General features: G+C 66.2%; 13 protein-coding genes and 1 pseudogene. 10 read left to right on the forward strand and 4 right to left on the reverse strand.

Annotated elements, in window-relative coordinates:
- Positions 1-51 precede the first annotated feature (51 nt).
- Both ACWUI7_RS02765 and ACWUI7_RS02770 read left to right on the forward strand, forming a co-directional pair.
- Entirely contained in the window at positions 52-888 is an 837-nt protein-coding gene (locus ACWUI7_RS02765; RefSeq protein ID WP_496640660.1) for a YkgJ family cysteine cluster protein, read from the forward strand.
- Positions 889-1,053: 165 nt separating this feature from the next.
- Positions 1,054-1,455 (forward strand): TRAM domain-containing protein, encoded by a 402-nt coding sequence (locus tag ACWUI7_RS02770; protein WP_496640661.1) that lies wholly within the window; start codon positions 1,054-1,056, stop codon positions 1,453-1,455.
- Between the two features lie 84 nt (positions 1,456-1,539).
- Here ACWUI7_RS02770 and ACWUI7_RS02775 read toward each other — a convergent pair whose 3' ends face one another.
- Positions 1,540-2,256 (reverse strand): class I SAM-dependent methyltransferase, encoded by a 717-nt coding sequence (locus tag ACWUI7_RS02775; RefSeq protein ID WP_496640662.1) that lies wholly within the window; start codon positions 2,254-2,256, stop codon positions 1,540-1,542.
- 185 nt (positions 2,257-2,441) lie between these two features.
- On the opposite strand from ACWUI7_RS02775, the gene ACWUI7_RS02780 reads away from it, so the two are divergent.
- From ACWUI7_RS02780 to ACWUI7_RS02795, 4 genes are all read left to right on the forward strand, one after another.
- On the forward strand, positions 2,442-2,714 hold the full coding sequence (locus ACWUI7_RS02780; protein WP_496640663.1) for a MarR family transcriptional regulator: 273 nt from the start codon (positions 2,442-2,444) through the stop codon (positions 2,712-2,714).
- A 173-nt stretch (positions 2,715-2,887) separates the two neighbouring features.
- On the forward strand, positions 2,888-3,877 hold the full coding sequence (locus ACWUI7_RS02785) for a glycosyltransferase family 2 protein (RefSeq protein ID WP_496640664.1): 990 nt from the start codon (positions 2,888-2,890) through the stop codon (positions 3,875-3,877).
- A 126-nt stretch (positions 3,878-4,003) separates the two neighbouring features.
- Positions 4,004-4,822: an imidazole glycerol phosphate synthase subunit HisF gene (gene hisF, locus ACWUI7_RS02790; protein WP_496640665.1), complete on the forward strand. Its 819-nt coding sequence runs from the start codon at positions 4,004-4,006 to the stop codon at positions 4,820-4,822.
- 108 nt (positions 4,823-4,930) lie between these two features.
- On the forward strand, positions 4,931-5,113 hold the full coding sequence (locus tag ACWUI7_RS02795; protein WP_496640666.1) for a DUF7511 domain-containing protein: 183 nt from the start codon (positions 4,931-4,933) through the stop codon (positions 5,111-5,113).
- A gap of 57 nt (positions 5,114-5,170) precedes the next feature.
- Here the strand turns inward: ACWUI7_RS02795 and ACWUI7_RS02800 are convergent, their stop codons facing one another.
- The gene (locus ACWUI7_RS02800) at positions 5,171-7,255 is read right to left on the reverse strand and encodes a DUF7997 domain-containing protein (protein WP_496640667.1); all 2,085 of its coding nucleotides are present in this window, start codon (positions 7,253-7,255) and stop codon (positions 5,171-5,173) included.
- Between the two features lie 128 nt (positions 7,256-7,383).
- Between ACWUI7_RS02800 and ACWUI7_RS02805 the strand changes: the two genes are divergently transcribed.
- The gene (locus ACWUI7_RS02805) at positions 7,384-9,546 is read left to right on the forward strand and encodes an alpha-amylase family glycosyl hydrolase (RefSeq protein ID WP_496640678.1); all 2,163 of its coding nucleotides are present in this window, start codon (positions 7,384-7,386) and stop codon (positions 9,544-9,546) included.
- A 44-nt stretch (positions 9,547-9,590) separates the two neighbouring features.
- On the opposite strand, the gene ACWUI7_RS02810 is transcribed toward ACWUI7_RS02805, so the two are convergent.
- Positions 9,591-10,100 carry a CBS domain-containing protein gene (locus ACWUI7_RS02810; protein ID WP_496640668.1) on the reverse strand — a complete coding sequence of 170 codons (510 nt, stop codon included), beginning with the start codon at positions 10,098-10,100 and terminating at the stop codon, positions 9,591-9,593.
- A gap of 164 nt (positions 10,101-10,264) precedes the next feature.
- Here ACWUI7_RS02810 and ACWUI7_RS02815 point away from each other — a divergent pair, with 164 nt between their 5' ends.
- Positions 10,265-11,041 (forward strand): ribonuclease H-like domain-containing protein, encoded by a 777-nt coding sequence (locus tag ACWUI7_RS02815; protein ID WP_496640669.1) that lies wholly within the window; start codon positions 10,265-10,267, stop codon positions 11,039-11,041.
- 860 nt (positions 11,042-11,901) lie between these two features.
- Here the strand turns inward: ACWUI7_RS02815 and ACWUI7_RS02820 are convergent.
- Positions 11,902-12,732, reverse strand: a pseudogene (locus tag ACWUI7_RS02820) (polymer-forming cytoskeletal protein); the annotation flags it as partial.
- 212 nt (positions 12,733-12,944) lie between these two features.
- Here ACWUI7_RS02820 and ACWUI7_RS02825 point away from each other — a divergent pair.
- Positions 12,945-13,142: a DUF5800 family protein gene (locus tag ACWUI7_RS02825; RefSeq protein WP_496640670.1), complete on the forward strand. Its 198-nt coding sequence runs from the start codon at positions 12,945-12,947 to the stop codon at positions 13,140-13,142.
- Positions 13,143-13,177: 35 nt separating this feature from the next.
- On the forward strand, positions 13,178-14,047 hold the full coding sequence (locus ACWUI7_RS02830) for a DUF6498-containing protein (protein ID WP_496640671.1): 870 nt from the start codon (positions 13,178-13,180) through the stop codon (positions 14,045-14,047).
- Positions 14,048-14,163: the final 116 nt, after the last annotated feature.

Here is a 14,163-nt window from a genome sequence, read left to right on the forward strand (position 1 = left end):
CCTGGTCGAGCAAACACGGTGTTTAATCCGGCTCCACACCGAACCGCACATATGGAATCACTGGAGTCGGAGCTCGCTGCGGCCCGCGAGCTCGAGGTCGACACGCTGGCGGACGCCATCGAGTCGATCGGCTTCGAGTGTACGCGTTGTGGTGGGTGTTGTACCGGATACGCCCCGGACGAGCCGGGCGGTGCACCGGCAGACGAGTCGGATGGCACACCGGCAGACGAGTCGGGCGAGGAGCCGGATAGCGAGCCGGGCGGAGAGCCGACTGGTTCCAGCGAGCCGGCGTCAGGTGATCCAGAGACTGGTGACGACCGCGAACCCCACACCGCGACGGTCTTCCCGGACGAGGTCCGCGAGCTCGTCGAGGCCACCGAATCGACCCACGAAGAGGCCGACGCGGCGTACGACTGGCGGGACGTGGCGCGACCGATGCCGTATGGCCTCTCCGAGGACGCCGATGGACAGCCGGTCGGTGAGACGTTTGAGTGGGCGCTCGCGACCGACGGCTGTGGTGACTGTACCTTCTACGAGGAGTCAGACGGACAGGGTGCATGTACAGTCCACGACGCCCGGCCACTCATCTGTCAGACGTACCCGTTCAGCGTCGCACTTGGTGGCACCAGTCAGCCGATGGGCGAGGCGGTCGACGCTGAGGGGATGGTGCGTGCACACGAGTGTGAAGGGCTCGGCCGCGACATCTCCCGAGGAGACGCCGAGGCCTTAGCTGCCGCGCTCAAGCAACGCGCCATTCGAGAGCTCGAGGAGGCGATCGGGGTGCGTGATACGTACGATCCGACGGCCGCGGGTCGGACCAATGCCGACCTCGTCGTCTTCGACTCCGAAGGACCAAAACGAAGCGACGGCGAACCGGTCGACGGCTGAGTCTGGCGACAGGGGAGACTGCCCCCAGTCACATTCGGGTCGGCGCCGTCGTGAGCTACTGTCAGACTATTGGGAGTAAACACATCGAGTCATCAGGCGTCCCACGCGTCGGGACGGGGCGGTACACCTATGTTGAACCGCCACAATATTCCGATGGAGTCTATCATGGAAATCTCCGAGCAACTCCTTTGTCTGTTCAGTGCCGAAGTTCGTGATGAAGGCGGCGAGTACCGCGTCGAGATCCCAAAACGGGAGATCGAGACCGGCGCGCTCGAGCCGGGGGCGACTTACCGAGTGGCGCTCATCGACCAACAATCGTCCACGACGAGCGAGTCGGACGAGACGGAGACGAGTGTGAGCGATGGACCACAGCCACCGGTCGAACCGGGCGAGATGCGGTACGTCGAGATCGAAGACCTCGGCAAGCAGGGCGACGGGATCGCCCGTGTCGAGCGCGGCTACGTAATTATTGTCCCCGGAACCGACGTCGGTGAACGCGTGAAGATCGAGGTGACCGAGGTGAAGTCGAACTTCGCGGTCGGCGAGGTCGTCGACGAGGCTGTCTGAGGTCGTCTGCGGTCGATTCGTCCTCCGATCGGTCGCTTCATCGCCGTAGTGCCCAGTTTCGGGTCAGTCGAGGCCCGGTGGCCGTCAGTCGTCGTCGAGCCGCGCGTTCCAGTAGGAGACGGTCGCGATGTAGTCGCCGGGGATCGTCCGTCCGATGAGTCTATCGACCGCTCGGAACGGCTTCGCGACGGATCCTGGGAGTCCGCGGTAGAAGCCGTACGGGAGCACGAAGTCGTGGTGCTCGTCGGCGAGCCGCAGGTCAGCATCGGCGAGCAGCGCTGCGACCTGTGACTCGGCGTAGAGCCGTGAGCCCATCGGGAGCATCCACGTATACAATACGCGCAGACTCCGCACGTTGAACGTGTCGAAGATCACCTGTTCGCTACTCACCCGGCGCAACTCAGTAAGAAACGGTGCCGGGTCGTCCATGAGGTGAAAAAATCGCATGGCGACCACCGTGTCGAAGTGGTCGTCTGGAAATGGGAGTCGTGAGGCGTCCCCTCTGAGGAACTCGATACGGTCGTCGACACCGGTCGCCGCGGCTTTCTCGCGACCCTGTGCGAGCATCTCTCGGGAGATGTCGAGCCCGACGACGTCGGCGCCGAGGTCGGCCAGCATCGCGGTGAACCGGCCGGTGCCACATGCGACCTCAAGCACACGGTGACCGGGGTCGACGTCGCCGAGCGCTGAGCGTACCGCCTTCTTCTCGCGCCGGTCGATAAGCGCACCGCCGCCGGAAAACCGGAGGGCTTCGTACCCCTCGGCGACCTCGTCGGTCTGGTACCAGTCCTGACCCTTCACTGTGTGTCGGTGCACGCCGAACGACCAAAACCGTACTGGATGCGGTCGCCGAGCACGTCACCGGTACCCGCACCTGTGCGTGATAGTCACCACCTGGTGTCCGAATTTAAACACCTAATATAATACTGATTAGCTTACTCTATATGTAGTTAACCTTTACCACAACTGCGGTCATCGTGTATCACATGAGTACCAGTCCCGTCGGGGCAGCCGATCAGGATCATCTCTCAAAGAGCGAATACCGCGAGCGCCTCCGCGAACTGCCGCCGAGTGCGAAACTCGTTGCAAAGGTTCTCGAAGGAGACGCACCGCTTTCACAGGGTGGACTCGCTGAAGAATCGCTCCTCCCGGACCGCACTGTTCGGTATGCCCTCAACCGGCTTGAAGAGCAGGAGCTCGTTGACTCCCGCTACAGCTTTAAGGACGCCCGCAAGCAGGTATACTTCCTGACGATCTGAGGCGTGTGTTGGCGTCGGCCATCCCCGTCGCCATCAGAGCCACATTCGCATCAAAGCCAACGCTGCAGCCGAGCCGAAGCCAAGTCTCTCCCGACGCATCACCACTCCGCCGTTTGCGGTCGATACAATGTGTGGTGGTGTGTTTTTAAGCCTATAGCCCTATCATCGCCTGTATGGAGCTGTCGGTGGTCGTTCCCACACTCAATGGCCGAGCCCGATTGGCCGCTGGCCTGGACGCGTTAGCGACCCACGCGCCCGAGGCGGAGGTCATCGTGGTCAACGGCCCGTCCGCCGATGGCACGACCGGTATGGTCCGCGCACGAGAAGACGTCGACGTGCTCATTGAGGTCTCCGACCGAACAGTCGCCGTTGCTCGCAACGCGGGTATCGAGGCGGCGTGCGGCGACGCGGTCGCTATCGTCGACTACGACACCCGAATCACGGCCTCGTGGTACGATGGCGTCATCGATGGGCTCTCCGGTGCAGACGTAGTGACCGGTCCGGTCCGTGCGGGGCCTCCCGACCAGCCGTCAGTCGACCCGACGAGCGATGACCACGACTCGAGTGGTGACGACACATCACACCGGTTAGTTGAGAGCCCAGAACAGCGGGACATCGTAGGGCGGCCGGTGACGTACTTTCCAGGTGAAAACGTTGCGTTCCGTCGGGAAGCGCTTGAGGCGCTCGACGGGTTCGACGAGTATCTGCGCGTTGGCGCCGCACGCGACGCAGCACACCGGCTCGCCGGGATGGACCGTGACGTTCACTGGATGGACGATGTCGCCGTGTGGGCTGCGCCGCCGAATCCGACCGCCGCCGACGGAGGGCGGACCCGCCGCGACTGGGGGTGGAAGTATCGCGCGCTTGCGTATCGCCTCGTGAAGAACTACGGCATCAGACCAACGGTCGTCTCACGGACCGTGAGACACGCCATCGCGGACGCCGTCTCGGTCGCAACCGACGTGGTCCGCGGAGACGCGACGCCGTCCGGGTGGGCGGCGAACGGGCGCGACGTCTTCGCGGGCGTCTTCGCCGGCGGCGCAGATGGGCTCGTCTCTCGCCTGCGTGACCGCAGCCCGGCCCGAAACCCGTACGGAGTCTCAGACCGCGCCGACCGAGCGGTGACGCGGTACGACGAGTGCACAGAGCACACCGAGCGATGAGACCGCAACGAGAACCGACTTCGCGATACCGACCGGCCGCCGTTCCGGTGGTCGACAGGTCGTCTGTTATCGGCCGCGGCCGCCCCGGGCTGTTTAACTCCCGGGGCACGCAAGTGAGGCCAACGAATGGGACTCACGAAGCGGATCATCCCCTGTATTGACGTCGATACCGACGAGCACGGCGACGCCGCCGTCTACACAGGAGTCAACTTTGAGAATCTTGAGTACACCGGCGACCCCGTCGAGCTCGCGAAACAGTACAACGCCGCGGGCGCAGACGAGTTCGTCTTTCTCGACATCACCGCGAGTGCCGAAGGACGCGAGACGATGCTCGAAGTCGTTAACGCCGTCGCCGACGAGTGTTTTATTCCACTGACCGTCGGAGGCGGGATCCGGACGACCGCCGACATCAAAGAAACACTGCGCGCGGGCGCAGACAAGGTGTCAATCACGACTGGGGCACTCGACAGACCCGATCTCATAGAGGAGGGTGCGGCCGCGTTCGGGAGCCAGTGTATCGTCATCTCGATCGACGCCAGACGGCGCCACGACGACGCGGGTGACCACTACGTCACCGATGAGGACGGCGAATCGGTGTGGTTCGAGTGCACGAAAAAAGGTGGCCGAGAGGGAACCGGCATCGACGCCATCTCCTGGGCGCGCGAGGCGGAGTCGCGCGGGGCCGGCGAGTTGTTCGTCAACTCCATAGACAGGGACGGCACCAAAGACGGGTACGACATTCCGCTCGTGAGCGCCATCTGTGAGGCGGTCTCGACGCCGGTTATCGCCTCCTCGGGCTGTGGAACCCCCGAAGACATGCGTGAGGTGTTCACCGAGGCGAACGCCGACGCCGGGCTCGCGGCGTCCATCTTCCACTTCGACGAGTACTCCATCGAGGAGACGAAAGCGTACCTTGAGAAACACGACGTTCCTGTTCGGCGTTGACCGGCCGATGACACGCCCGATATCGGGCGTGTCGATTCGACTCCGTCGCGTGTTCGGGTGCCGAGACGAACCAACAACTATTAGCTTATCACACACGAACTTTCATGTATGTCTGCGTCACCACTGCGCGCCGACGGAGAGCAGCCGACGCTCGTGTCCCGAACGACGGACGGGGAGACCGGTGACGCCGAGGTAACCTTCTTCGAGGCGGAGCGGCCGCCGGACGACCGAACGACGCGGTGGATAACCCTCCGTGAGCAGGACTGCGTGTCGCTCGTGGCGTGGGCCTGAGCTCACTATGAGACCGGTGGACCGGCCTCGATTCGGGTGGCCCGCTTTTTCAAGTGCTCACCCGCTAGCGGTGAGTTCGTCGACCGTGAGTCGGTCAGACGCGTATAGGAGCCCCACGGTCGCGAGCCGGATCGCGTGTGGCCAGCCCAGTGGCGTCGCACTGTCCGGGGTGCCGTCGTCGAAGTACTGCTCGGGGAGGTAGCCGGTCGGCGCACACAGCGGGCCACGGGGAGCGATACACGCGAGGAGGTCGCGCGCACGGTCTGCGACATCGCTGCTCCGTGGGTCGCCGCGATCAGCGAGGAGCGCCGCCAGTTCGCCGCAGGCGTGTGCTCCCCACGCGGTCGATACGGTCCACACCTTTGAATCGTTCTGCCCGTCTCGCCGCCACGTATCGCCCTCGTAGCGAACGAGCCCCTGTATCGCGTCTGTCTCGCGGGTCAGCCCGTCGACGACCGTCTCGACGTGTCCGGTGAGCCGGTCAAGGCGGTCGTCGTCGACTGCACCACCGACTTTGAGCCGGTCGTACGCGCGGTGGGCGCTCACGAGCGCGAGCGTTGCCGCGTCAAGCCGTTCGTCGAATCCACCGTCTGGGGCCTCAGAGACCGCATACGCCCCGCGGCCGGGAGCCCAGAGGTCGTCGATGGCTCGGTACACCGTTTTGGCACGCTCGCGGGCGTGGGTCGCCGGTGCAGCTTCGAATCGGTTGGCGACGTCAGCCGCAACGCTCGCATCGAGGTCTGTCGCGTGAACTGCGACCGCGCTGTACGCCTCGAGAAACGTCGCAGCCGTGTGCGTGAATCGGCCGATCGCGTCCTCCCAGGCGTTCTGACAGACGACGGGCCGGCCGTCGACCCCGAGCGACTCGTCGAGGCTCGCTAGGCCGCGCACGATGGCGACGTCGAGTCCGTCGACGTCGACGCCGGCGTCGCGCGCTCGTGCGAGAAACGCAACGACACTTGCGGTCTGATCGGCCTGATAGTCGGGACTGTCGGTCGCCTCGATCCGGCCGTTGGCCCAGCCGGGCGCGAGTGCGCCGGAGTGCGGCCACACCCGATGTGGCCACGAGCCGTCGGGGAGCTGGGTTGTAACGTACATCTGTGCCGAGCGGGCGTGCCATTCGTCGAGTCCGAGTTCGAGCCGCTCGTCGGCCGCGAGCAGGAACCCGGCGATCTCCGCGTCGTCACGGAACCAGGTGTAGCCGTACCCGCCGGAGTGGAGATAGTGCGGGTCGAAGTCGGGGCCGGCCATGCGGAGGCCGGTCGGCGCAGACAAGAGCGACAGGACGGTGAGATCCGCGGTTACTGCCGCACGGGCCGGTACATCCTCAGGAACCGACGGCACGGTTTCGCCGGCCGCAGCCACCAGCGCCTCAGCGGAGTCGAGCTCGTCGAACCGCGTTTCGATCCGGTTGCGAGCCGTCTCACGGTCGGTCTCACGCTGGTCGGTGAGGAGCGTCGCGACGGTCGCTACCCCATCTTCGAAGGGGATGTCGACGAGGACTTCACCGGAGAGCTGTTGTTCGTCGCGCCACGTTTCTCGGTCATCGCTGGGAAGGACTGCGGTCGGATCAGCGAGCAGTTCGGCCGGGTCGAGCGGGCGCTGTCCGCGGATCGCCGTCAGCCCGGTCGCGCTCGCCAAGAAGTCGTGTTCGTCGGCGTGGTACACTTCGACGGCATCGTCGAACCGAAGCTGGCCGATACGTTCCTCGCGGCCGTCCGGCGCGAACGCTGCGTAGACCACGAGTGAGACCCGGTCAGCGGCGACGGCCGCGGCGGCGTCGAGCACGGCTCGCGTGAGGTGTGTGTCGCCAACTGTGAGGTCGTGTCGCCGGACAGCGAGTCGGTCGGTTCGGTGTGTCGTCTCGACGAGCGGGACGCCTTCGACGTAACGGCTCTCAGTGTGGTCGTCGTCGAACCAGGTCACGTCGTCGTCGACTGCAACGCCGAATCGCGCCCAGGCGAGTCCGTGTTGCCCGGTGAGCGGGGAGCCAAAGTCGCGCAGCCCACCTGCCGTGTCGACGTGCACCAGCCGCCCATCGCCGCCGGTAAATCGTCCGCTCGTCGTGCGGCGCTCGCCGGGAAAGCGCCGGTCAGCGGTGCCGGTTCGCTCGAAATCGGCGAGTACGTCGCGAAGTCGCATCACCGTGGTGAGGCGCCGGCGACAGATGAACGTTTGGTGTCACGATCGTCTGTGACGATCCGGTGGCTCATCCGTCGATGACACTGACCGGCGAAACACCCAACGTGGTCGGCGTCTCCGGTCCACCCATGCACGAACCCGGTCCCCCACGAGTGACGAGCGTCGGTCGACTCGTCGAGTTGGCACCGCGGAACCCGGACCCAGACGGACGCTACGTGTGGACGGTCCAGCACACACCGGCGGCGAGCGAGGGCTCGGTTCTGGTCCCCGGAGAGACGAGTCGACCCGACGACCCAGTGGTTCACCTCGACCCCGACGCGCCCGGGATGTACGACCTCACGCTTGAGGCACCAGATGGCACCCACAGACAGCGGGTGCGCGTCTTCCCCGACGAGCGGCGGGAGACGACGATTCGCGTGCCCGTTTCGGACCTGCCGCTCCCAGATGCGTCTGTCCACCGGGTGTCGATCATGTGGCGGCACAACGACCGGCTTCTCGCGCGCGATCGGCCGACCCGCGAGGGCGACGCGTGGGTTTACCGAACGCAGATTCCGCCCGGTCGCCACGACGTCGGATTCGTCCTCAACGACGACCGGTCGACCGAACATCACTGTACGCACACGGTGCCCGGTCCCGGCCGGCCGTACGTCTCGCTGTCCGGACGCGTGACAGCCGATGGATCGTCGACGGACGAGACCCACCCCCGGCTCGTCGTAACCGCAACAATCGAAGGGTCGCCGACACTCGACGCTGACCCGTCACTGACCGGCGTAGACCCTGCCGACGTTGCAATCTCCGTTCTCGTCGATGACCGAGATGCCGACCCGGAGACGGTCGCGGCAGTCGAAGCGCGTTCCGTAGAACGAATAGACGCAACGACACGGGAGTTGTCGGTGCCGCTCGCGATGCTCCCCGACGACGTTCGGATCCACGTGGTACCACACGGGACGCGACACGGATCGATGGCGACGCTGCGGATTCGCCACCAGTCGGACGGATCGGTGTCGCTCACCAACCAACACCGACCACCCGCCTGGGCGGTGTCGCCGACCGTATACGAGGCCTACGTGCGGTCGTTCGCGGGCGAGACGCTCCCGACGACGTTTCACGAGATCGAGCGCCGGGTCCCGTACCTCGAACACCTCGGAGTGGACGTCCTCTGGCTCACGCCGGTGCTTGCGTCACCGACTGAACACGGGTACCACGTCACCGACTACTTTCGGACGGCGGACGATCTCGGCTCACGGGCGGCCTTCGAGTCGCTCGTCGACGTGTGTCATGACGCCGGGATCCGAGTCCTGTTTGATCTCGTTATCAACCACACCTCGCGTGACCATCCCGCGTTCCAGCTGCACGCCGCTGGCGTCCCGGCGTATCGCGACTACTACCGCCGGGCCGACGCGTCGGCGGACGTCTCCGGGGTTGACTGGGCAGGCCATCCAGCAGGGGCGATTCCCGAGTACTACTTCAACTGGGAGCGGATCCCGAACCTGAACGTCGACAGTCTCGCCGTTCGCGCCTGGCTGTTGGACGTCGTTGACGAGTGGGCGGCTGTCGTCGACGGGTTCCGTGCGGACGTCGCCTGGGGCCTCCCCCACGGCTTCTGGAAGGAGGTCGCGGCCCGAGTGCCGACCGATTTCGTACTACTCGATGAGACGCTTCCACACGACCCCTTCTACGGCGAGGGGGAGTTCGACGTCCACTACGACACCACGTTGTTCGAGACGCTGCGCGCGATCGGTAGCGGGGACGCGCCGGCCGACGCGATCGGCGACGCTCTTGACCGAACGAAGTGGCTCGGATTTGGCTCGCCGGGCGTTCAGCTACGCTACGTCGAGAACCACGATGAAGAGCGCTACCTGGCCGCACACGGCGAGGCGGCGCTGCGGGCGGCCGCGGCCGTGACGTTCACGCTGCCGGGCGCATCGATGATATACGCCGGCCAGGAGCGGGGAAACGAGACGACCCGCGGGCCGTTCCGCTGGCACGACGGCGACACCGAGCTCACCGCGTATCACCGTCGGCTCGTCGCGTTGCGAGCCGCCGAGCCGTCGCTGTCAGACGCACCGGTCGACCACGAGACGGGTCGGGCGGCCATCACCGTTCTTGAGGGAGATCCGGACCGGGTGACCGCCTACGAGCGCGGGCCACTCCTTGTCGTGGTCAACTTCGCCGCCGACATAGCGACCGTCGCGGTGCCGGATTGGGTCGGTCGTGAGCTGTTCGACGAGCGCCCCGTCGACGACCGCGTAACGGTCGACAGCGTCGCCGTCCTCGCTCGCCAGGCGTGACCCCACGGGCCGGCCAGCGAGCGGGAGCCCAAGCGGCTACTCGTCTACCCCACGTCGTGGCCGTCGTTTCTTGTGTCCCGGATCGCGCGGATCACGTCCTGGCGCGCGATCAAGCCGACCAGCGTTCCGTCGTCCTCGACGACCGGGACGCGGTTCACATTCGGGTCGTCGCTCGCGAGCAGCGCGAGCACCTCATCCAGGTCGGCATCTGGCCCGACCGTCACAGGTGCCGCCGACATGACCGCACTCACCGGTCGGTCGGCGTTGCGCACGAGGTCGACGCCGAGGTCGAGGTCGGCCCACGGCGGCTTCACCTGGTAGGTGAGCGTATCGACGAACGGCGGAAGCCCGATCGGTATCCACAGCGGCTCGTCGTCAGGCTCGAAGAGGTCGACGAGGTCCGACTCGGTGATCACACCGACCACGCGGTTCGTCTCGTCGACGACGGGGAACCCCGAGAACCCGTGTCGGCCGAACGCGGTGAACGCAGCGGCGATGTCGTCGTCCGGCGCAAGTGTCTCCACGTCCGTGGTCATGATGTTGCGTGCCTGCATACCGTCCACCTCTCCGTGACGCGTGGTAGGCGTTACGCCGGTCGGTGGTCGGCCACGTGGGTCGGCGGTCAGTAGTCGGCTATCTAGGTCGGCGCGAAGGCCTCACGGTGTGATCGACAACCAACTCCCGCGAGTTTTTATCCGCCCGTCACCCGGCTTCGAATATGCGCATCGAGAACAGCTTCATTCCCGTCGAGGGGGTCGGTGAGACGACCGAGCGCCGCCTCTGGGAGCGCGGTGTCCACACCTGGGACGCCTTCGACCCCAGCCTCGACGTCCCCGGTGTCGGCGCGACCACCGCCGACCGGATCGAGTCATTCATTTCAACCGCCCGCGGCCACCTCGACGACGGCAACGCGGCATATTTCGACCGCCACTTCCCGAGCGGCGAGCGGTGGCGGCTGTACGAGGACTTCAGAAACCGCACCTGCTTTTTCGACATCGAAACGACCGGACTGGACAAACACCACGATCAGGTGACGACTGTCAGTTTCTACCGCGCCGGCGAGACGACCACGCTCGTCGCCGGCGACGACCTCAGTGCCGACCGCATCGCGGCACAGTTCCGTGAGGCGGACCTGCTGGCCAGCTTCAACGGGGCTCGGTTCGACGTCCCCTTTTTGGAGGCGTCGTTCGATGTTGACGTCGATATCCCGCACCTCGATCTGATGTACCCCTGTCGTCGTGCGGGCCTCTCAGGCGGGCTCAAGTCGATCGAGCGAACGCTGGGTATCGACCGCGACCGCCGCGACCTCTCCGGGCGCGACGCGGTTCGACTCTGGTACGAGTACGAGCGGGGGGACCGGGACGCACTCGAGACGCTGGTCTCGTACAACCGCGCCGACACTGAGAACCTCCAGGCACTCGCCGACGCGGTGTGTGAGACACTTCATCGGGACGTCTTCGCGCCCGCGATCGACGACCCCGTGCCAACAGAGTAGTAGCCGCTCGAGAAGGATCGGTCAGCGTGTGAGAAGGCGCGCCGGTCGGAACGAACGTCTGGCCGGTTGCGTGCCACTCACGTTTCGTCGGCGTCGTCCCCCGACTCGGGAGCTTCTTCGCCCGGCTCGGACGACTCGCTTCGGCCGCTGCGTTCTTCGGCCTCCTCGATCACCGACGAGAGCGAGCCGCTTGTGTCCGATAGTTGGTCGCTCGCCGCGTCAGCCGCCAAGTCCGCCTCGTTGTGGTCGGGCCAGCCGTCCCACACCTCGTCCGTCTCCTCGGTGTGAGCGTCGTCGGCGGCGCTCTGGTCTTCACCGTTGAGTGGCCCGTCGTCAGTGGTATCAGTGTCGTTGCTGTCGGTACGGTTGACGTCAATGTGGTTGACGTCGGCATGGTCGGTGTCGGCCTCGTCGGTCTTACTGCTATTGCCTGCAGCCGAATCACCAGGACCGTTCACGCCCAGTGCGGCCGCCGCGTCATCGATGACTGACGCGGGTTCGGTGTGTCGCGCGCCAGCTGTAGCCGTCACATCCGGCTCGTCTGCGTCGTCGCCCGACTCCGTGGACGCCCCCGACTCGGCTGGCTCCGCGGTGGCCGTGGTCTCTGTCGGCTCGGACGCGTACGTGGGCTCCGTCGGAGAACCCGACTCGGCCGGCGACCCCGCCGGCTCGGTGGGTGCGGGCTCGGCGCCGCCTGTCTGTCCCCCACCGTCCTCGGGTGTCGGCTCGTCGGTGCCGTCTTCGCTGGTTTCGTCTTCTTCGGCACCGCCATTTTTGTCGGCGCCACTCTCGTCGGCTCCGTCGTCTACCGCCGCCGCTGTCGACTCGTCTCCGCTCGAGGCTGCTTCCTCGGGGATCGACTGGACCAACTTCATTTCGCCGCGGGCGCGAAGGGTGCCGTCGACTTCCGCGCCCTCGTGGACGACGAGGTCGCCCGCCGCCACGTCGCCGCGGACGTGAGCGCCGGCCTCGATGGTGACCGTGCCGCTCCGACTCGTCACGTCGCCGTGGATGGTCGTCCCGTCGCTCACGCGAACGTCCTCGCGGGCGCGGAGCGACCCGAACACGTCGTTTCGTTCACCGACGACGATCGACTCGGCGCGGAGGTTGCCGTGGAGCCGACAGTCGTCACCGACGGTCGCCGGCGTCGACACCCGCCAAGCGTCGTCGGACACCTCCGCTCCGCGGGGGACTACGAGGGGGTCGCGAACGTCGTCGCCGTCGGCGAGGGCAGCGGCGAGTTCGTCGGCCGCGTCTGTCTCGCCCGCGCGCAATAGCTGGGAGAGGACGATGAAGTAGAAGACGATGGTGGGGATCGGATTCCGAATCACGATCCAGCCGTTGGCCTCGAACCCTTCCTCGATCGTGACGTCGTCGCCGATGTCGAGGTCGCCAGAGACCAACAGTTGGCCGGTTATCGTCACCCGCTCGCCGAGGTAGGCGTCCTCGCCGACGAGGACGGTACCGTCGACCGTCCCCCAGGTGTCGATTCGACAGTCACCCTCGGCTTCGATGTCGGCGTCGACGCGCACGCGCTCTCCGAGCGCGACGTTCCGCCCACGAATCCCCAGCTCCACGGTCGACTGCCCGCCGACGAGCACGTCGCCGTCGGTGACCACGTCGTGCTCTTCGACGGTCGTCCCCGACGGGACCATGAGCGCGTCTATCGGACCGCGTCCCCGCAATGACACACCCGTGGTCACTCCGCGCGACCACATAAACGGTAGGGGCCGTCGGTCGCGCGTCTGACGCCGACGAGCCGGTTGCGGTGGTGATGGTGGCCTGTTTCTGACGACTCGGCGCGCTGACCTGGGAGTGAAGCGGTGGCTCGAGGTCGATCCGGCGGTTCGAGGTCGATACGACGATCCGACGATCTATTACGATCCGGCGACCTACCCGTGGTATGTCCACCGAGCTGACGTTCACCGACCGCGGCGTCGACGTCGTCTACGAAGGAACGGCGTTCACGCTCGACGTCGATCTCGTCGAGGAGGCCACGGGCAAGGCGTACCGCGACGTCACCGACCACGAGGTGTTACAGATCGTGGAGTCGGACCCGTCTCTCGACGGCGAACCGGTTCGAATCGGCGACGTCCTCTAGGTCGCGCCTCGAGACGGCCCACGTCGAAGCCACCGATGACACTCGAACACGCCCTGTCTCGCGACCACGTCACCCCTGCATTCACCCTCCTCGCTGCGCTCGTCCCCGTCGTCGGCGTCGCACTGTTCGGCTGGCGCGTCGCCGAGATACTCGCGGTCTACTGGGTTGAGGTCGCCGCGGTCGTCGCCGGCCACAGCGTCGCCGCGCTGTTCGCCGAACGGCCGATCCGCCTCGAAGACCGCTCGTTTTACATCACGGGGTACTCGAAGCGTTCCGAGCGCGACCCGGAGCGGTGGGCGGGCGAGCCCGAACCGATCGGTCTCGTCGACCGCGTCGTTCCCGATGGGCTCGCCGAGCGATTGCCGCCGATGTACCGCCGGAACGTCCCCGTCGTCACCCGGTCGCTCGGCGTCGTCGGGTTCTTGCTCTTTGGGGCGATCGTGGTCGCCGATTCGCTCGCTATCGACCTGGTCGCCGTCGCGACCACGCCCGCTGTGGTGCTCGCGGCTGTCGCGGTCAGTTTCGGCCAGCTAGCCGAGATCCGCCGAACGTTCTTTGTCCCCAGGCAGTACGAGGCGTGGTCGGCGTACATGACCGTCGAAGCCGCCCAGCGGGTCGTCGTCTTTTATGTCGCCGTCGGGCTCCTCGCGGTCCCGGTCGCATTCGTTGGACTCCTCGTGGCCTCGGCCCTGCTCGGGGACGCGATCGCCGGGGGCGAGCTCGTCGTCCCCGGCGTCGGCCCGTTCCGTCCGGCCGCGAGCGTCGACCCACTCGTGCTCGCGTACGTCCTCTCGTTCGCCCTCGCGAAGGCGGCCGTCGACCGCTCGCGTCGGCTGGCGAGCTCGCGGTCCACCCCGACCGGGTTCACAGCGTGGTTTCTCCCCGAGGATCCCCGGTCAGAGTGAGACTTAATCGAGCGGAACCCCACCCGTTCACGGGTGGGTCTGAGCGGACGAATTGGCCACAACCGCCGACGATGGCCCGACCGGGGTCTCAATGGATGTGATACACTTATTGGTGT

The organism is Halorubrum orientale (genome assembly GCF_059623105.1).

Coding starts and splice junctions, on each gene's coding strand:
- ACWUI7_RS02765 (WP_496640660.1), top strand. CDS start 52: ATGGAATCACTGGAGTCGGAGCTCGCTGCGGCCCGCGAGCTCGAGGTC.
- ACWUI7_RS02770 (WP_496640661.1), top strand. CDS start 1,054: ATGGAAATCTCCGAGCAACTCCTTTGTCTGTTCAGTGCCGAAGTTCGT.
- ACWUI7_RS02780 (WP_496640663.1), top strand. CDS start 2,442: ATGAGTACCAGTCCCGTCGGGGCAGCCGATCAGGATCATCTCTCAAAG.
- ACWUI7_RS02785 (WP_496640664.1), top strand. CDS start 2,888: ATGGAGCTGTCGGTGGTCGTTCCCACACTCAATGGCCGAGCCCGATTG.
- hisF (WP_496640665.1), top strand. CDS start 4,004: ATGGGACTCACGAAGCGGATCATCCCCTGTATTGACGTCGATACCGAC.
- ACWUI7_RS02795 (WP_496640666.1), top strand. CDS start 4,931: ATGTCTGCGTCACCACTGCGCGCCGACGGAGAGCAGCCGACGCTCGTG.
- ACWUI7_RS02800 (WP_496640667.1), bottom strand. CDS start 7,255: ATGCGACTTCGCGACGTACTCGCCGATTTCGAGCGAACCGGCACCGCT.
- ACWUI7_RS02805 (WP_496640678.1), top strand. CDS start 7,384: ATGCACGAACCCGGTCCCCCACGAGTGACGAGCGTCGGTCGACTCGTC.
- ACWUI7_RS02810 (WP_496640668.1), bottom strand. CDS start 10,100: ATGCAGGCACGCAACATCATGACCACGGACGTGGAGACACTTGCGCCG.
- ACWUI7_RS02815 (WP_496640669.1), top strand. CDS start 10,265: ATGCGCATCGAGAACAGCTTCATTCCCGTCGAGGGGGTCGGTGAGACG.
- ACWUI7_RS02825 (WP_496640670.1), top strand. CDS start 12,945: ATGTCCACCGAGCTGACGTTCACCGACCGCGGCGTCGACGTCGTCTAC.
- ACWUI7_RS02830 (WP_496640671.1), top strand. CDS start 13,178: ATGACACTCGAACACGCCCTGTCTCGCGACCACGTCACCCCTGCATTC.